Consider the following 18,321-nt stretch of genomic DNA (forward strand, 5'->3'; position numbering starts at 1 on the left):
GGGTAAGCGCTGAAAAGGGCAACGTTAAGTTGCCCTTTTTGCTATCCAGCTTGCTATGCCAGGGTGGTATAATCTTTAAGCTTCTTTACATTAGGTAAGGCAAAAGCCTTTTCGTCTTTATATACTGTGTTAAAGCCCACGAATTTGTGGGCGGCAATGTGTGACAACAGGGGGCAAGGGATGTTGCTTAAGAAACGGTATGGTCGTCCATTGTCAGCGCTCAGTCTGAGCCTGGCAATGGCATTTGCTCCGCTGTTCAATGTCCAGGCCGCAGAGCCTGAAGTCGTACCAGGTGATAGCTCCGCTACGCCTGGAGAGCTTTCCGTCGCGCTGTCGCAAAGCGACGGGCAATCGCCGGCGGTCGCGAAGCTGGCCGGTGAGCAGCCGCTGTCGATGGAAGCCGCGGCGAACAGTCGCGCCCAGATCGAAGCGCTATTGCCGGCTGGCTACAAACCCGTCTTTATGAATCCGCTGGTCTCGCTATACGCCGCCAGGGATATGAAACCGATGTGGGAAAACCGCGAGGCGGTGCAGGCGTTCCAGCAGCAGCTGGCGGAGATCGCCATCGCCGGTTTTCAGCCGCAGTTTACCACCTGGGTCAGTCTGCTGACCGATCCTGCCGTCACCGGCATGGCGCGCGATGTGGTGTTGTCTGATGCCATGATGGGCTATCTGCACTTTATCAGCGGCATCCCCACCCAGGGGACCCGCTGGTTATATAGCTCGACACCGTACAAGATGGCGACCCCGCCGCTGTCGGTGATTAACCAGTGGCAGCTGGCGCTGGATAATGGCTCCCTGCCGGCGTTTATCGCCGGCCTGGCGCCGCGTCATCCGCAGTATGAGGCCATGCACCAGTCGCTGCTGGCGCTGGTGGCTGATTCACGTCCATGGCCGCAGATGACCGGCAGCGGCTCGCTGCGCCCGGGAGAATGGAGCAATGATATCGGCGCGCTGCGCGAGATCCTCCAGCGTACTGGGATGCTGGAAAATTCCGCCAATATCGTTCTGCCCGGCGACGTGGTGAGTCCTTCGGCGAAGAAAAAGAGCAAGCCCGCGGCGCGCGGTGTGTACGATCGCCAGCTGGTGGAGGGCGTTAAGCGCTTTCAGGCCATGCAGGGGCTGGGGGCGGATGGGGTCATCGGCCAATCCACCCGTGACTGGCTCAATGTCTCATCGGCGCAGCGCGCTGGCGTGCTGGCGCTGAACATTCAGCGTCTACGTCTGCTGCCAGGCAAACTATCGACTGGTATCATGGTGAATATTCCCGCGTTTTCGCTGGTCTATTACCAGGACGGCAGTCAGGTGCTGGCCTCGCGGGTGATCGTCGGACGTCCGGACCGCAAGACGCCGATGATGAGCAGCGCGCTGAACAACGTAGTGGTCAATCCGCCGTGGAACGTACCGCCCACCCTGGCGCGCAAAGATATTCTGCCGAAGGTGCGTAATAATCCTGGCTATCTGGAGCAGCATGGCTACACCGTGATGCGCGGCTGGAACAGTAAAGAGACCATCGATCCTTACCGGGTTGACTGGTCAACCATCACCGAGAACAATTTACCGTTCCGTTTTCAGCAGGCGCCTGGGGCACGTAATTCACTGGGGCGTTACAAGTTTAATATGCCGAGTTCGGATGCTATCTATCTGCACGATACGCCGAATCATAATCTGTTTCAGAAGGATGTCCGTGCGCTCAGTTCCGGCTGCGTCAGGGTCAATAAAGCCTCGGAGCTGGCCAATATGCTGCTGCAGGACGCGGGCTGGAATGACACGCGCATTTCCGACGCCCTGAAGCAGGGGGATACGCGCTATGTCAATATTCGGCAAAATATACCGGTGAATTTATATTACTTAACGGCGTTTGTGGACGCTGATGGACGTACACAATATCGAACAGATATTTACAATTACGATATCACCGCGCGATCCAGCGCACAAATTCTGACGAAAGCGGAACAATTAATCAGGTAAATGAAGTAGTTCAATGGATTTTGTTGTCCTAGCACTGGGTAAAAAAGGGCGCTGCACCTCTGCAGCGCCCGATTTTCCTGGGGTGAGGCTGCCTTGACGTTGGCAATAATGCCCGGTAAGGTGCCTTTCGTGCGCCAGAAGTGCATATACATATCATTCCGCTCAATGCGTAGCGCGGTTAGCGCGAACGTTCTCCTTTGCCGGGCAACATCTCGGTCGTGGCGAGCGATAGCGAGCTGATCCTGGCATCGCGCAAAGCGGAAAAAGTATATAACGATTCATTGACTGTAGACCTGATTATCATGGACAAATTTGACGCTAATCGCCGCAGATTGCTGGCGTTGGGTGGCGCTGCGCTGGGTGCTGCCGCCATTCTCCCTGCGCCGGCATTTGCCACCCTCTCGACCCCCCGTCCGCGTATTTTGACGCTGAATAACCTGCATACCGGTGAATCGCTCAGGGCGGAGTTTTTCGATGGCAGAGGCTATATTCAGGATGAATTAGCAAGACTTAACCATTTTTTCCGTGACTATCGCGCGAATAAAATTAAGTCCATCGATCCAAATCTGTTCGATCATCTTTATCGGTTGCAGGGACTACTTGGCACCAACAAACCTGTCCAGCTTATCTCTGGCTATCGTTCCCTCGATACCAACGATGAGCTTCGCGCACGCAGCCGTGGTGTAGCGAAACACAGCTATCACACCAAGGGGCAGGCGATGGATTTCCATATTGAAGGTATTTCGTTAAGCAATATTCGCAAAGCGGCGTTATCTATGCGCGCAGGTGGTGTAGGATATTACCCACGTAGTAACTTTGTGCATATTGATACCGGTCCCGTAAGGCACTGGTAACGAAAGGAGCGTCATGAACTATCGTATTATTCCGGTTACCGCGTTCGCGCAGAACTGTTCTCTTATCTGGTGCGGGCAAACCCGGCTGGCGGCGCTGGTCGATCCTGGCGGCGATGCTGAACGTATCAAAGCGGTGGTGGCGGAGGCTGGCGTCACGCTGATGCAGATCCTGCTGACGCATGGCCACCTCGATCACGTTGGCGCCGCGGCTGAACTGGCGCAGCATTATGGCGTACCGGTTATTGGTCCGGAAAAAGAGGATGAGTTCTGGCTGGAAGGATTACCGGCGCAAAGCCGGATGTTCGGCCTGGAGGATTGCCAACCGCTGCGTCCGGATCGCTGGCTCAATGAAGGCGATGTGGTCAATGTGGGGAATGTGGCGCTGCAGGTGCTGCACTGCCCGGGCCATACGCCGGGCCATGTGGTCTTTTTTGATGACGCCTCCCGACTGCTGATCTCCGGAGACGTGATTTTCAAAGGCGGGGTGGGACGCAGCGATTTTCCGCGCGGCGACCATGGGCAGCTGATTGCGGCTATCAAGGAAAAGCTGTTGCCGCTGGGCGATGATGTGACCTTTATTCCCGGCCATGGTCCGCTGTCGACGCTGGGTGAGGAACGCCGTAATAACCCGTTTCTGCAGGATGAGATGCCGGTCTGGTAACAGACATGACGCGAACACATAAAAAAGGCCGCATTCGCGGCCTTTTTCTTTATACCGAATACTATCGCTTACAGTACGGCGACGATGGCTTCGCACAGCGGCGCCATATTGTCAGGCGTCATCCCGGCCACGTTGATACGTCCGGAAGCTACCGCATAGATGGCGAACTCTTCACGCAGGCGCAGCACCTGCTCTTTAGTCAGGCCGCTGAATGAGAACATGCCGTTCTGCTGGCTGATAAAGCTGAAGTCGCGGCTCGCGCCTTTCTCCTGCAGGGTATTGACGAACAGCAGACGCATACGCTGGATGCGCTGGCGCATATCGGTCAGTTCCTGCTCCCAGATTGCCCGTAGCGCATCGTTGCTCAGAATGGTGGCGACCACGGAGGCGCCATGCGCAGGCGGGTTCGAGTAGTTGGCGCGGATCACCGACTTCATCTGACTGAAGGCGCGGTCTACAGTCTCTTGATCCGCGGCGACCAGAGTGCAGGCGCCGACGCGCTCGTTGTACAGGCCAAAGTTTTTCGAGTAGGAGCTGGCGACCAGCAGCTCTTTATGTAGAGCAGCAAAAGCGCGTAGCCCTTCAGCATCTTCTTCCAGACCGCGGGCGAAGCCCTGGTAGGCGAAATCGAACAGCGGTAGCCAGCCTTTTTCCACCGACAGCTGCGCCAGCTGCTGCCACTGATCGAGTGTCGGATCGATACCGGTCGGGTTGTGGCAGCAGCCGTGGAACAGTACCACGTCGCCCGCCTGGGCTTCGTTCAGGCTGGCCAGCAGACCATCAAAGTCCAGCGCGTGGTTAGCCGCGTCGTAGTATGCGTATTCGCGCACTTCCAGCCCGGCAGAGGTGAATACGCTTTTATGGTTCGGCCAGCTCGGATTACTTACCCACACACGTTTCACGTCGGTGTTTTTGGCGAGGAAGTCTGCGGCGACACGCAGCGCACCGGTACCGCCCGGTGTCTGCGCGGTGCGGGCGCGTTTATCAGCGATAATCGCATTGCCTTTACCGAACAGCAGCTCCTGGGTGCAGCGACCAAATTCAGGAATACCATCGATGCCCAGATAGTTTTTAGTCGTTTCATTTTCCAGCAGATACTGCTCTGCTTTTTTGACGCTGGTCAGAACGGGCGTTTTACCGGTTTCATCCTTGTAAACACCAATTCCGAGGTTAATTTTTTCAGGGCGGTCATCGGCACGAAACAGATCGGCCAGACCTAAAATCGGGTCGGCTGGGGCGGCGGTAATGTTCTCAAACATGACGAGGTTCCATTGTGATTACTGAAGGGAAATCCGCTATCAGGTTAACGGGAGAATAACGAATTGCCAACCGTTTGCGACAAAAAGCGCGAAGGTTTTCGAAAGAGACGATCTTTGTCTCACGAATACAGAAAAGCAGGACCGAAGTCCTGCTTTGAAGGCATATCACGAAGGGGTGTACTGCAGATTAGAACTGGTAAACGATACCCACGGCCGCCTGGTCGTCAGTGGCGACACCAGCCGCTTTGGTGTAATCGTTGTCGTCCAGCTGGTTGAATTTATACGCAGCGTAGACGTTCATGTTCTTGTTAAAGTAGTACCAGGTACCCACTTCGATGTATTTAACCAGATCCGCATCGCCGCCGGAGAAGCCAGCACGCGACTGCAGGTCCTTGCCTTTGGTCTGTACGTAGCCGATGGACGGACGCAGGCCGAAGTCAAACTGATACTGTACAACTGCTTCAAAGTTCTGAGTTTTACCAGCGAAGTGGTTATCTTCTTCCGGAGTCATGTTGTAAGTCTGGGAGTACATGACGGCCGCATAGATGTTGTTAGCGTCATATTTTGCAGAGGTCGCCCAGGCTTCGGCTTTGTCGCCATTGCCGTCAGCTTTCTGATCGACGCTACGGTTAGAGCTGGAGTAGCCTGCAGACAGTGCGATACCGTTGTCGAACGCGTAGGTGGCTGCGGTGCTGAAGCCGTCGCCATTCTGCTTGCGAATCGCACGGTCATGGTCGTTTTTACCCTGGTACTGCAGCGCGAAGCTCAGACCGTCAACCAGACCGAAGAAGTCGGAGTTACGGTAGGTTGCGACGCCGTTGGTACGACCGGTCATGTAGTTGTCGGTATAGTTCCAGCCGTCACCGCCCATTCAACCAGCATATCGGTTGCCGCTTCGACGTCGTAGATCGCGCCGTAGTTACGGCCATAGTCGAATGAACCGTATTCGCCCGCTTTCAGGCCTGCGAACGCTAGACGGGTTTTTGTGGTCTGGGAACCTTCAACATTGGACGCGTCCATGTTGTATTCCCACTGGCCGTAGCCGATCAGCTGATCGTTGATCTGAGTTTCGCCTTTCAGGCCGATACGGGCATAGGTGGTATCGTCGCTGCTGGTGTCGCCATTGGTGGTCCAGACGTGCTCGCCGACCATTTTTCCATAGAAGTCCAGTTTGTTGCCGTTTTTGTTATAGATTTCTGCAGCGTTGGCTGCACCGGCTACCAGCAGGGCAGGGATCACCACTGCCAGAATATTGCGCTTCATCATTATTTATTACCCTCATTAATATTTTTTATATGAACACGTGCCACTGCCGTCAAAAAGTTCTGTCAATAAAAACTTACAGAACCATTGATGAGAGTTTGGTGTCTGAAGGCATCTTTCCATCCGCGACAACGTTTCGCTAGCCGGAAAATGCTACGAATATCTCATATGAGTAACAAAACGAAAAATCATGTAACTAAATGTGTATTTAACGGAACTTTGTGAACTTAATCAAAATTCCGTTCCACCGGATAAGGGCAAACGCCATTACTTATCTATCTATATGAATTATTTATGATTAATTTGGCTAAGCGGCAATTCGTTCATTTTGTGTATTGAATTCGTATTCTTTTTATTCAGTCTCTGTCTTTGCAAGATGTGCGGGTAAAGGTCAAAAAATGAGCAAATTTATCAGCGGTTTTGCTCAGTTATGAACATAAAGTGCGATCTACATCACCAGGATGCACCGAAACAGTGCGTAACATAATTGTGATTTCCAGGTCTTGATGTTTAAGGTTGTTGAATTTTACTAACAGTAATTGACATAAAAAAAGGCCAGCTTGCGCTGGCCTTTCAGATTGATGTCAGAAAAATTTAGAATGTCGCGTTGCGCGGCGTCCGCGGGAACGGAATAACATCGCGGACGTTCTGCACGCCGGTGACGTAAGCGATGAGGCGTTCGAAGCCCAGACCGAAGCCGGAATGCGGCACGGTGCCGTAGCGACGCAGGTCGCGATACCACCAGTAGTCTTCTTTGTTAAGCCCCATCTCTGCCATACGCGCGTCAAGCACGTCGAGACGCTCTTCACGCTGGGAACCGCCGATAATCTCGCCGATGCCCGGCGCCAGAACGTCCATTGCCGCGACGGTTTTACCGTCTTCGTTAAGGCGCATATAGAACGCTTTAATGTCTTTCGGGTAGTTTTTCACCACCACCGGCGCTTTGAAGTGCTCTTCGGCCAGGTAACGTTCGTGCTCAGAGGAGAGATCCACGCCCCAGTACACCGGGTTCTCGAACTGTTTGCCGCAGTTTTCCAGAATGGTGACGGCGTCGGTGTAATCCACCTGGGCAAAATCAGCGGTGATAAAGCGCTGCAGACGGTCGATAGCGTCTTTATCCACGCGCTCGGCGAAGAACTGCATGTCGTCCGCACGCTCTTCCAGTACCGCTTTGAAGACGTACTTGAGCATCGCTTCCGCCAGGCCGGCAACGTCGTTCAGGTTGGCGAAGGCCACTTCCGGCTCCAGCATCCAGAATTCCGCCAGGTGGCGGCTGGTGTTGGAGTTCTCGGCGCGGAAGGTCGGGCCGAAGGTATAAATCTTCGACAGCGCACAGGCGTAGGTCTCGCCGTTCAGCTGGCCGGAAACGGTCAGGAACGACTCTTTACCGAAGAAGTCTTTGTCGAAATCGACTTTGCCCTGATCGTTACGCGGCAGGTTTTCCAGATCCAGCGTCGACACGCGGAACATTTCGCCGGCGCCTTCGGTATCGGAGGCGGTGATCAGCGGGTGGAAACCCAGAAGAAGCCCTGTTCGTTGAAGAAGCGGTGCAGCGCCTGCGCCAGGGTGTGACGCACGCGGGCTACCGCGCCAATCAGGTTGGTGCGCGGACGCAGGTGCGCTACTTCACGCAGATACTCGATGCTGTGGCGCTTGGCCGCCATCGGGTAGGTGTCCGGGTCTTCCACCCAGCCGGTCACTTCCACGCTGGTCGCCTGGATCTCAAAGCTTTGACCCTGACCCTGAGAAGCCACGACTTTACCGGTGACAATCACCGAGCAGCCGGTGGTCAGACGCAGCACTTCCTGATTGTAATTGGGCAGAGAATTATTAATAACGGCCTGTACAGGATCAAAGCAGGAACCGTCATAGACGGCGAGGAAAGAAAAGCCAGCTTTAGAATCTCGGCGGGTACGCACCCATCCGCGGACCGTGACTTCGCTGTCAACGGCAACGCGGCCCTGGAGTACGTCGGCTACAGGCACAACGCTCATAATAATCTCTCTATGTAGTCCAATAAAAAAGTCTCTTCCCCCAACAGCGGGGGGATATCTATGTTACCTGTCATCTTCCATCAGACAAGTAGATTTCGCACAGGGAAGGGTGGATTTCGGAAATAAATACACCTCCGGGGCGTTCTTTGGCTCCCCATTTCGACTTTTACACGACTTACTCGATAATGACCGTCATTTCCTGCTTCGCATTTTGCATCGACACGATGGTCCGGAAAGACTTGATATTTCCCGAGGCAAAAAAAGAGTTCACGGGTTAGCGCTTCGTATTCCGCCATATCACGGACGTTGATCACGAGCAGAAAATCGAAGTCGCCAGTGACATAGTAGACCTGCTGCACTTGCGGACAGGTTACGAAACGCTGTTTATCCTCCTCAAGCAGATCGAGACGTTCATTCTCAATGGTCACCTGCACCATAATGGTGATTGGTCTTCCCACTTTACTGGCGTCCACTAAGCTAACACTGCCTTTAATCACCCCTGCATCCTCCAGTGCAGCGATACGCCGATTGACTGCCGAAGGAGACAGGCTGATCCGATCGGCGATCTCCCGTTGCGACAAGCGATTATTACGCTGCAAGAGCGTAAGAATTTTTTTATCCCATGCGTCAAGTTTCATCATATATCTCGTCCTGCAAGCCTGTGATCAACCTCACTAATGCAACGTTGTTGCGTGTGAATGATAAAACAGAGTGAAAATTGCGGCGCGATGGGCAACTTTGCGCCAATTAACCGCCGGGCGCAGTGTACCATCACAGGCAGTGGGAAAGCGGTATATCGCGACAAAAAGCCTCTCACATTCTGACTTAACCAATTTAAAGCGACCGTCCTGTCTCAGGCCGCACGGATCCGTGCACCCGTCGTTTAGGCGGAATGGTCGCAAATAACGTTATCGTCGCAGGACGATATGAAAATAGAGGTGCCTGAATAGTGGACACAATTAAATTTCAACTTAACGCCCGGCGGCAGCCCTATGGCCAGGGAGCAGACTTGAGTCTGCTGAATGAAAGCGTGGGGAACGAAGTGCTGGCATTCCATCAAAAATTTCCTGATTACCGGGTCACGCCGCTGCGTAAGCTGGAATTTTTAAGCCAGCGGCTGGGGCTGGGATCGATCCATATAAAAGATGAAGCGCAGCGATTCGGTTTGAATGCGTTTAAAGGATTAGGCGGATCTTATGCGATGGGGAAATATCTCGCCGCTCTGCTTGAGCGAGATATTAATACGTTGAGCTTTGCCGAGCTTAATTCACCAGTGATTAAGGCGCGTATCAAGGACATCGTATTTGTGACTGCTACCGACGGTAACCACGGACGTGGCGTGGCGTGGGCGGCTGAGCAGCTTGGGCTGCGTGCGGTGGTGTATATGCCAAAAGGCTCGTCGCCGGTACGCGCGCAGAATATTCGCCGGCATGGCGCCGAATGCACGATTACTGAACTGAACTACGACGACACAGTTCGGCTGGCGGCCAAAACCGCGCGCGAGCAGGGATGGGTTCTACTCCAGGATACCGCCTGGCAGGGCTACGAGCAGATCCCCACATGGATCATGCAAGGCTATATGACCCTCGCTGTTGAAATCTGGCAGCAGCTGGCAGAAAGCGGAGCGCCGATGCCGACGCATCTGTTTTTACAAGCCGGGGTCGGGTCGTTTGCCGGTAGCATCATGGGATATTTCATCGAAAAGATGCAGCAGCAGGCTCCCACCATCATCATCGTTGAGCCGCACAAGGCGAACTGCCTGTATCGCTCGGCAACCATTAATGACGGACTGCCGCACAGCGTCGGCGGGGATATGTCAACTCTGATGGCCGGGCTTGCCTGTGGTGAACCTAACATCACCAGCTGGCCAATGCTCCGCGACCATGCCACCTGTTTTATTTCCGCCGACGATTGTCTGGCGGCCAACGGCATGCGCCTGTTGGCCGCTCCGCGTCCAGGTACTGACGAACCTTTTGTCTCCGGGGAATCCGGCGCTATTGGCACAGGAGTGCTTTATGCGCTGATGACTCAACCGGCGTATCGCGAGCTTGCCGAATCGCTGCGCCTGAATGCCGATGCACAGGTTCTGTTAATCAGCACGGAAGGAGATACATCACCCGATGTCTATGAAGACATCGTCTGGTTTGGCCGTAATGGTTGAGCGCTATCGACAATAACAAGGGGGCCATCTTACCTACCCTACAAGCCCTCGGTATGACAAGCGTTCTGACTCATAACGAAAACATACGCGCTTTCGCGTCATGCATAGAGAGAACCTGACCGATGAATACTGAAAATATAATTATCAATAAAGGATATTCCGATCCCGCAAAGTGGCATAGCGAAGATACCGTTTGGGTCCTTGGCCTGTTCGGTACCGCCATTGGCGCCGGGGTGCTGTTTCTGCCGATTAATGCCGGAATTGGCGGCTTCTGGCCGCTGCTGATTGTTTTTGTCCTCGCTTTTCCTATTACTTATCTGGCTCACCGCGGTCTGGCGAGATTCATTTACTCTTCCAATACGCCGGAAAGCAGTATTACCGATGTTATTGGCGAGCATTTTGGCGCGCTGGCGGGAAAAGTATTTACCGTCATCTATTTCTTCGCCGTCTATACCATTCTGATTATGTATGCGGTGGCTATCACCAACACCGCGCAGAGCTTTATCACCCACCAGTTGGCGATGGCCGAGCCTCCCCGGTCGCTGGTGGCCATCGTTCTGATCCTCGGGCTGATGTTTATCGTCCGTTTCGGACAGCGTTTGATAATGCGGGTGATGAGCACCCTGGTTTATCCCTTCATCATCTCGCTTATTTTTATGGCACTTTTTCTGATTCCGCACTGGAACGGCGCAATTTTGCAAACCGTAAGCTTCAGCGCCACGGGCGATGGGCAGGGGATCATGTTATCCCTGTGGATGACCTTCCCGGTACTGGTGATGTCGTTTAACCACTATCCCATCATTTCGCCGATGGTGGTGCGCCAGAAGCAGCGTTACGGTCTGGCGCTCGCTGAGGGTAAATGTGCGCAGATCCAGCGCTACGGTATCCTGCTCATGACGGTGGTGGTGCTGTTTTTTGTTCTCAGCTGCGTGTTAAGCCTGTCGCCGCAGCAACTGGCGGAAGCCAAAGCCCAGAATCTGTCGATTTTGTCCTATCTGGCCAATCAGTACGATACACCGATTATTGCCTGGCTATCGCCGATTATCGCCTTTGTCGCTATTACTAAATCATTTCTTGGCCACTACATCGGCGCCTATGAATCGCTGCGCGACCTGATTCTGGAGGCCGCCGCCGCACGCGGGAAAAAACCTGGTATTCGCCTCGTCGACGCGGTCATCCTGGTGTTTATGGTGCTTACCTGCTGGTTCGCCGCGTACAAGAACCCCAGTATCCTCGGTATTATCGAATGCATCAGCGGTCCCACCGGGGCGGCAATTCTGCTGCTGTTGCCTATGTACGCCATTCATAAATTACCGGTGCTTGCCCCCTGGCGCGGTAAAGCGAGCAACGTTTTCGTCACCCTGATCGGTCTTATCACCGTATCTGCCATTTTTTACGGCATGTTCCAATAACCACCATTATTAGCGAGATGTTATATGAGTCATTATCTGCAGATTAACGGCCAACGGCTTATCGATTCCCTGTATGCACTTGGCGAACATGGTGCGCTGCCAGGCGGCGGCGTATGCCGCCTGGCAGCGACTGCCGAAGATAAAGCCGGCAGGGACTTTGTTGTAGCCCGCATGAAGGCGCTGGGCCTGAGCGTGTCAATTGATGCTATCGGCAATGTCACCGGCGTTTATCACGGCGAGGAGACGTTGCCGATGGTGATGATGGGGTCACATATCGATACCGTCGCCACAGGTGGGTTATACGATGGCAACTACGGCGTTATGGCCGGCCTTGAGGTGATTGCCACCCTCCAGGATGCCGGGATCCGCACCCGACGACCGTTGGCGGTAACCTTCTTTACTAACGAGGAGGGGGTGCGATTTCAGCCCGATATGATGGGCAGCGTGGTGTTTGCCGGCGAGTATCCGTTGGCGCAGGCGCTCGCGGCAAAAGATCTCGACGGTATCACGCTCGATGAAGCGCTGCGTAACATTGGTTATAAAGGCGAACGTCAGCCGGGAGATATGGCGGTAGATAGCTACGTTGAGCTGCATATCGAACAGGGACCAATTCTTGATAAAGAGCAGATTGATATTGGCGTGGTTACCGGCGTACAGGGTATTTCGTGGCAGGAATTTACCCTGAGAGGCGTATCGAATCATGCGGGTACAACCCCAATGTCCATGAGACGTGATGCCGGGCTGGCGGCTGCGAAAATCGCTGTTTTTGCCCGTGAGCTGGCGCTAAGCCTTGGTGGCGATCAAGTAGCTACCGTTGGACATTTCAGCGTGAAGCCTAATCTAATCAACGTCATTCCCAACCATGTCGTCATGTCAGTGGATCTCCGCAATACCGATAATGCGATCTTATGTCTGGCGGAGCAGCAATTAGCCGAATTTGTCGCGAAAACGTCGCAGGAAGAGGGCGTGGAGATAACCAGCCGCTCACTGGTGCGCTTTAATCCGGTCATCTTTGCCGATGAGATCGTCAATGCGGTGGAAGCCGAGGCGGAGCGTCAGGGGCTCAGTTACCGACGTTTGCCAAGCGGCGCCGGACACGATGCACAATTTATGGCGTCGGTATGTCCCGCCGGGATGATTTTTGTCCCCTGCGTCGATGGCATTAGCCATAACGTCAAAGAACATAGCGCAGCCAAAGATCTGATTGCTGGCGCCAATATGCTGCTGCAGGTGGTTTTACAGCGCGCCCAGCGTATGGACTAATGTTTACAGGAGCAGAGAATGAATCAGCAACAGCTAAAGCAGCAGCTTATCGCCTGGCGTCACTATTTGCATGCCCATCCGGAAAGCGCCTTCGAGGAGCAGAATACTTCACGGTTTATTGCCGAAAAGCTCGAAGCTATGGGCATTGAGGTGCACCGCGATATTGGCAAAACCGGGGTGGTGGGGAGATTGAAATGCGGCGACGGGAAGGGCGTTATCGCTATTCGTGCCGATATCGATGCCATTCAATTGACCGAACAGGGAGACTGGTCTTACCGCTCCATGACCGCCGAGCGGATGCACGGCTGCGGACATGATGGTCATACCTGCATTGCGCTGGGCGCGGCGCAGTTGCTATTGCAGCGGCAGAATTTTAACGGCACGGTCTGCTTTGTTTTTCAGCCTGCTGAGGAACCTGGCTATGGCGCCAGAGCGATGATGGACGATGGCGTTATTGAACGCTTTGGCATAGAGGAAATCTACGGTCTGCATAATATGCCGGGTATGAAAGCCGGGACTATCGCCACGCGAGTCGGTGGCATTATGGCCAGTGAAGATAACTTTATTATTCGTATTAAAGGGCAGGGAGCGCATGCGGCGCGGCCGCATATGGCGAAAGATCCGCTGGTCATTGCGGCGGAAATCATCCTGGCTTTGCAGACAATTGTTTCGCGAAATGTTGATCCGAACGTGCCAGCGGTCATTTCCTGTACTGAACTGCACACCGATGGCATCCGCAATGCGATTCCGACGCACGTCGAAATCAAAGGGGATACGCGCAGCTTTGCACCGGAGGTACAGATGCTGCTCGAAGAACGAATGCGTACCATTAGCGAAGCGATTTGCGCGATGCACGGTGCGACGTGCCAGTTCAGCTATACCCATGAATTTGCGCCAACGGTGAACTGGCAGCAATGCGTTGATGTAGCGGTCACCGCTGCGATTAACGTGGTAGGGGCTGAGAAGGTGAACGGCAACGTCGCACAGATGATGATTTCGGAAGATTTTGGCGCTTTTCTGCAAAAAATCCCCGGCTGTTTCATCTTTTTAGGCAACGGCGATAGTTCAGATGCTCAGGGCAATACACCGTTGCATAATGCCTGCTACGACTTTAATGATGAGATATTGCTAACTGGCGCGGAGTATTTTGCCGAGGTCGTCAGAGCCCGTTTGCCGCAGGAGTGATATTGATTGGCCCGATAGCAGAATGCCGTCGGGCCAAGTTTTTTAGCTTGCCTTTTTAATCGGCGGCAGGTCGAACGCTTCGCGCAGGGCGCGGACGAAGGCCTTATCGTGGCAGATAGTTTTCCCCGGGCTGTCGGAGAGTTTCGCCACCGGCTTGCCGTTACATTCCACCAGCTTAATCACGATATTGAGCGGTTTAACCTGCGGCAGATCGCAGGTTAAACGGGTGCCGATCCCAAAGCTGAGCTTCACCCGCGAGGCGAAGTGGCGATACAGATCGACGGCTTTCGCCAGGTCGAGATTGTCGGAGAAGACCAGCACTTTGCTCAGCGGATCGATACCCAGCTTCTGATAATGGGCGATAGCTTTTTCTCCCCATTCCACCGGGTCGCCGGAATCGTGGCGCAACCCCTGATAGCGGGTGGCGAATTCCGGACCGAAATCGCGCAGGAACGCATCCATAGTGATGCAGTCGGTCAGCGCGATGCCCAGCTGGTCGGGATACTCTTCCAGCCAGGCGGCAAGGGCCGCCCGCTGGCTGCTGGCAAGGCTGGGGCTGATCTGCTGGTGGGCCTGGAACCACTCATGGGCCTGGGTACCCATCGGGGTTAAATTCAGACGGCGCGCCAGATCGTAATTGCTGGTGCCGACAAACCATGGTTCCTGCTGCAGACGCCGCACAATACCTTCCTGCACCTCGCGTGAGAAACGACGGCGGGTGCCGAAGTCCATCAGACGGAAGGCGCTCATGTCGAGGTCAGCGGTCATGGTGGCGAAGTCGCCTAGCTTATGTTCCAGCGTGTTGAGCGCCTGATCGACGCCCATCTCTGGTGAACGATAGCGATGGACCAACTCGCTTATCACCGCCAGCAGCGGGACTTCCCACATGATGGCTTCCCGCCATGGGCCGGTAAGGCGAATGTTCAGCTTACCATTGTCATTGCTGACCGTGACCTGGCTCGGGTCATAGCGAAAATCGCGCAGCCAGTTGAGGTAATCCTGGCGAAAAAAGGGAAGGGTGGACAGCCAGCGATATTCATCATCCCGCAGCCTCAGGTCGCGCATGGACTCCACCTGCTCGCGGATCGCGTCGGCATAGATGCCGAGCAGGTCGTCTCCGCGGCAGCGAAACTCCGCCGCCACATGCACATCGCCGTAGCGGTGGAAGACAGCCTGCTGCATGTGCAGCTTATAGGCATCCGTATCAAGCAGCGAGTGCAGTACAGGAGAAGTGAATTGTGTCATGGTGCGCAGTAGCATCCTCTCACTGGAGCGTTCCATCGAAACCAACGCGGAAAATGGAGGCGGAGTATACCTTTATTACCCGACTCTGTCCCGCGATGGCGAGCAATGGTGACGCTGACGGTCATTTGCGAGGCCTAGTTTAATATATTGAACATGGATCACACCACAAGCTTTGCGTCGGGTCGAGGGCATTTCGTGCCGCGAGTGTTAACAAAATGTAGCGATTTCCGTGTTTCACGTTGAAAAGATGAAGATTCTGCATAGCGCGATTGACACAACAGGAATAGACTGGGACGACACTTTACCGAAGATGCTAAAGGTTTTTTATGACACAACAGCCCCAAGCCAAATACCGCCACGACTATCGTGCGCCGGAGTATCTGATTAGCGATATCGATTTGACCTTTGACCTGGATGCCGCAAAAACCGTTGTTACGGCCGAGAGCAAGGTCTCCCGCCACGCGGCTGCGTCTGATGTGCCATTGCGCCTGGACGGCGAAGATCTGACCCTGATCGCTCTGCAGGTGAACGGCCAGCCGTGGAGTGACTATAAAGAAGAAAACAATCAGCTGGTGATCGGCGGCCTGCCGGAGCATTTCACCCTGACCATCGTCAATGAGATCAGCCCGGCGGCGAACACCGCGCTGGAAGGCCTGTATCAGTCAGGCGAAGCGCTGTGCACCCAGTGCGAAGCGGAAGGTTTCCGCCATATCACCTGGTATCTGGACCGTCCGGATGTGCTGGCGCGCTTTACCACCAAAATTATCGCCGATAAAGCGAAATACCCGTTCCTGCTTTCCAACGGCAACCGTATGGCGGAAGGGGAGCTGGAGAACGGTCGTCACTGGGTACAGTGGCAGGATCCGTTCCCGAAGCCGTGCTATCTGTTTGCGCTGGTGGCCGGTGATTTTGACGTCCTGCGCGATTCATTCCGCACCCGCTCTGGCCGCGAAGTGGCGCTGGAGCTGTACGTCGATCGCGGCAACCTCGATCGCGCGCCCTGGGCGATGACCTCGCTGAAAAACTCTATGAAGTGGGATGAGGAGCGCTTTGGCCTCGAGTACGACCTCGATATCTATATGATTGTCGCCGTCGACTTCTTTAATATGGGTGCCATGGAGAACAAAGGACTCAACGTCTTTAACTCCAAATATGTTCTGGCTCGTACCGATACCGCCACCGATAAAGACTACCTCGATATTGAGCGCGTGATTGGTCATGAATATTTCCATAACTGGACCGGCAACCGCGTCACCTGTCGTGACTGGTTCCAGCTCAGCCTGAAAGAGGGGCTGACCGTGTTCCGCGATCAGGAGTTCAGTTCCGACCTCGGCTCACGGGCGGTGAACCGCATCAACAACGTGCGCACCATGCGCGGGCTGCAGTTTGCCGAAGACGCCAGCCCGATGGCGCACCCGATCCGTCCGGATATGGTTATCGAGATGAACAACTTCTACACCCTGACGGTCTATGAAAAGGGTGCCGAAGTGATCCGCATGTTGCACACCCTGCTGGGTGAAGAAAACTTCCAGAAAGGGATGCAGCTGTACTTTGAACGCCATGACGGCAGCGCCGCCACCTGCGACGATTTCGTGCAGGCGATGGAAGATGCCTCTAACGTCGACCTGTCGCACTTCCGCCTCTGGTACAGCCAGTCCGGTACGCCAATCGTCACCGTGCATGACGACTATAATCCGGAGACCGAGCAGTATACGTTGACCATCAGCCAGCGTACGCCGCCGACCGCCGAGCAGGCCGAGAAGCAGCCGCTGCATATCCCGTTTGCCATTGAGCTGTACGATAACGAGGGCAAGGTGATCCCCCTGCAGAAGGGCGGTCACCCGGTACACCCGGTGCTTAATGTGACCCAGGCCGAGCAGACTTTCGTCTTCGATAACGTTTATTTCCAGCCGGTGCCGGCGCTGCTGTGCGAATTTTCAGCGCCTGTGAAACTGGAATACAAGTGGAGCGATCAGCAGCTGACCTTCCTGATGCGTCACGCGCGGAATGATTTCTCGCGCTGGGATGCGGCGCAGAGCCTGCTGGCGACTTACATCAAGCTGAACGTCAACCGCCATCAGCAGGGGCAGCCGCTGTCGCTGCCGGTGCACGTAGCGGATGCCTTCCGCGCCATCCTGCTGGATGAGAAGATTGATCCGGCGCTGGCCGCTGAGATCTTAACCCTGCCGTCAGCCAACGAAATCGCCGAGATGTTCGCGATTATCGATCCGATCGCCATCGCCGCCGTGCGCGAAGCGCTCACCCGCACCCTGGCGAACGAACTGGCGGACGAATTCCTCGCGGTTTATAACGCCAATAAGCTCGACAGCTATCGGGTGGAGCACGCCGATATTGGTAAGCGCGCTCTGCGCAATACCTGCCTGCGCTATCTGGCGTTTGCGGAACCGACGCTGGGCGATAAGCTGGTGGCGACGCAGTATCACCAGGCAGATAACATGACCGACGCGCTGGCCGCCCTGTCAGCGGCGGTTGCCGCTGAGTTGCCGTGCCGCGATGCGCTGATGCAGGAGTACGATGACAAATGGCATCAGGACGGTCTGGTGATGGATAAGTGGTTTATCCTGCAGTCCACCAGCCCGGCAGCCAACGTGGTGGAAACCGTGCGCGGTCTGCTGAACCACCGTTCGTTCAGCATGAGCAACCCGAACCGTGTGCGCTCGTTAATCGGCGCTTTCGCCAGCAGCAACCCGGCGGCGTTCCATGCTGAAGATGGCAGCGGCTATCAGTTCCTGGTGGAGATGCTGACCGAGCTTAACCAGCGTAACCCGCAGGTGGCGTCGCGCCTGATTGAGCCGTTGATTCGTCTGAAGCGTTATGATGAGAAGCGACAGGCGCTGATGCGCGCCGCGCTGGAGCAGCTGAAGGGGCTGGAGAATCTCTCTGGCGACCTGTTCGAGAAAATCAGTAAGGCGCTGGCGTAACGGTGGCATAACCCCGGGCTGCGGCGCGCCTTGCGCCCTGTCCGGGTTACCCGTTAGCGTGGTGATGTTGTCGGGCGGCGCGATGCTTACCCGACCTGGAATACACGGCTG

General features: G+C 54.9%; 16 protein-coding genes and 2 other annotated features. Of the genes, 9 read left to right on the forward strand and 7 right to left on the reverse strand.

Annotation, left to right across the window (positions count from 1 at the left end; genetic code table 11):
- The first annotated feature begins 180 nt into the window (after nucleotides 1-180).
- The 3 genes from KPHS_18330 to KPHS_18350 all read left to right on the forward strand — a co-directional run bounded on the left by KPHS_18330 (nucleotide 181) and on the right by KPHS_18350 (nucleotide 3,486).
- Nucleotides 181-1,971, forward strand: a complete 1,791-nt coding sequence (locus tag KPHS_18330; RefSeq protein YP_005226133.1) for a putative amidase — start codon at nucleotides 181-183, stop codon at nucleotides 1,969-1,971.
- Nucleotides 1,972-2,189: 218 nt separating this feature from the next.
- The gene (locus KPHS_18340; protein YP_005226134.1) at nucleotides 2,190-2,825 is read left to right on the forward strand and encodes a YcbK family protein; all 636 of its coding nucleotides are present in this window, start codon (nucleotides 2,190-2,192) and stop codon (nucleotides 2,823-2,825) included.
- 13 nt (nucleotides 2,826-2,838) lie between these two features.
- Nucleotides 2,839-3,486, forward strand: coding sequence for an MBL fold metallo-hydrolase (locus KPHS_18350; RefSeq protein ID YP_005226135.1), 648 nt, complete (start codon nucleotides 2,839-2,841; stop codon nucleotides 3,484-3,486).
- Between the two features lie 68 nt (nucleotides 3,487-3,554).
- Here the strand turns inward: KPHS_18350 and KPHS_18360 are convergent, their stop codons facing one another.
- The 6 genes from KPHS_18360 to KPHS_18410 all read right to left on the reverse strand — a co-directional run bounded on the left by KPHS_18360 (nucleotide 3,555) and on the right by KPHS_18410 (nucleotide 8,643).
- Entirely contained in the window at nucleotides 3,555-4,745 is a 1,191-nt protein-coding gene (locus KPHS_18360; protein ID YP_005226136.1) for an aromatic amino acid aminotransferase, read from the reverse strand.
- A gap of 187 nt (nucleotides 4,746-4,932) precedes the next feature.
- On the reverse strand, nucleotides 4,933-5,616 hold the full coding sequence (locus KPHS_18370) for an outer membrane protein 1A/OmpK35 porin (protein ID YP_005226137.1): 684 nt from the start codon (nucleotides 5,614-5,616) through the stop codon (nucleotides 4,933-4,935).
- Nucleotides 4,933-6,011: a sequence feature (potential frameshift: common BLAST hit: gi|238893985|ref|YP_002918719.1| outer membrane protein 1A/OmpK35 porin), on the reverse strand. It overlaps the preceding gene by 684 nt.
- Nucleotides 5,577-6,011: an OmpK35 protein gene (locus KPHS_18380; RefSeq protein YP_005226138.1), complete on the reverse strand. Its 435-nt coding sequence runs from the start codon at nucleotides 6,009-6,011 to the stop codon at nucleotides 5,577-5,579. (Overlaps the previous feature by 435 nt.) The genes KPHS_18370 and KPHS_18380 overlap by 40 nt, the downstream gene beginning before the upstream one ends.
- 591 nt (nucleotides 6,012-6,602) lie before the next feature.
- Nucleotides 6,603-7,478 (reverse strand): asparaginyl-tRNA synthetase, encoded by an 876-nt coding sequence (locus KPHS_18390; RefSeq protein YP_005226139.1) that lies wholly within the window; start codon nucleotides 7,476-7,478, stop codon nucleotides 6,603-6,605.
- Nucleotides 6,603-7,927 (reverse strand) — a sequence feature (potential frameshift: common BLAST hit: gi|238893987|ref|YP_002918721.1| asparaginyl-tRNA synthetase). Its footprint overlaps the gene before it by 876 nt.
- Nucleotides 7,511-7,927, reverse strand: a complete 417-nt coding sequence (locus KPHS_18400; RefSeq protein ID YP_005226140.1) for an asparaginyl-tRNA synthetase — start codon at nucleotides 7,925-7,927, stop codon at nucleotides 7,511-7,513. (Overlaps the previous feature by 417 nt.)
- A 155-nt stretch (nucleotides 7,928-8,082) precedes the next feature.
- Nucleotides 8,083-8,643 carry a regulator for leucine (or lrp) regulon and high-affinity branched-chain amino acid transport system gene (locus KPHS_18410; protein ID YP_005226141.1) on the reverse strand — a complete coding sequence of 187 codons (561 nt, stop codon included), beginning with the start codon at nucleotides 8,641-8,643 and terminating at the stop codon, nucleotides 8,083-8,085.
- A gap of 368 nt (nucleotides 8,644-9,011) precedes the next feature.
- On the opposite strand from KPHS_18410, the gene KPHS_18420 reads away from it, so the two are divergent.
- The 4 genes from KPHS_18420 (at nucleotide 9,012) to KPHS_18450 (ending at nucleotide 14,023) form a co-directional block, all read left to right on the forward strand.
- Nucleotides 9,012-10,163 (forward strand): diaminopropionate ammonia-lyase, encoded by a 1,152-nt coding sequence (locus KPHS_18420; protein ID YP_005226142.1) that lies wholly within the window; start codon nucleotides 9,012-9,014, stop codon nucleotides 10,161-10,163.
- A 122-nt stretch (nucleotides 10,164-10,285) separates the two neighbouring features.
- Nucleotides 10,286-11,575 carry a putative transmembrane amino acid transporter protein gene (locus KPHS_18430; RefSeq protein YP_005226143.1) on the forward strand — a complete coding sequence of 430 codons (1,290 nt, stop codon included), beginning with the start codon at nucleotides 10,286-10,288 and terminating at the stop codon, nucleotides 11,573-11,575.
- A 24-nt stretch (nucleotides 11,576-11,599) separates the two neighbouring features.
- On the forward strand, nucleotides 11,600-12,838 hold the full coding sequence (locus KPHS_18440) for an allantoate amidohydrolase (RefSeq protein ID YP_005226144.1): 1,239 nt from the start codon (nucleotides 11,600-11,602) through the stop codon (nucleotides 12,836-12,838).
- A gap of 18 nt (nucleotides 12,839-12,856) precedes the next feature.
- Nucleotides 12,857-14,023, forward strand: coding sequence for a putative peptidase (locus tag KPHS_18450; protein ID YP_005226145.1), 1,167 nt, complete (start codon nucleotides 12,857-12,859; stop codon nucleotides 14,021-14,023).
- Between the two features lie 42 nt (nucleotides 14,024-14,065).
- On the opposite strand, the gene KPHS_18460 is transcribed toward KPHS_18450, so the two are convergent.
- On the reverse strand, nucleotides 14,066-15,268 hold the full coding sequence (locus KPHS_18460) for a nicotinate phosphoribosyltransferase (protein YP_005226146.1): 1,203 nt from the start codon (nucleotides 15,266-15,268) through the stop codon (nucleotides 14,066-14,068).
- On the opposite strand from KPHS_18460, the gene KPHS_18470 reads away from it, so the two are divergent.
- Both KPHS_18470 and KPHS_18480 read left to right on the forward strand, forming a co-directional pair.
- Complete coding sequence (locus KPHS_18470) at nucleotides 15,267-15,380, forward strand: hypothetical protein (protein ID YP_005226147.1); 114 nt, start codon at nucleotides 15,267-15,269, stop codon at nucleotides 15,378-15,380. The genes KPHS_18460 and KPHS_18470 overlap by 2 nt on opposite strands.
- Nucleotides 15,381-15,594: 214 nt before the next feature.
- On the forward strand, nucleotides 15,595-18,210 hold the full coding sequence (locus KPHS_18480; protein YP_005226148.1) for an aminopeptidase N: 2,616 nt from the start codon (nucleotides 15,595-15,597) through the stop codon (nucleotides 18,208-18,210).
- The last annotated feature ends 111 nt before the right edge of the window (nucleotides 18,211-18,321 follow it).

The sequence above is a fragment of the Klebsiella pneumoniae subsp. pneumoniae HS11286 genome (assembly GCF_000240185.1).
In the GTDB taxonomy this organism is placed as follows: domain Bacteria; phylum Pseudomonadota; class Gammaproteobacteria; order Enterobacterales; family Enterobacteriaceae; genus Klebsiella; species Klebsiella pneumoniae.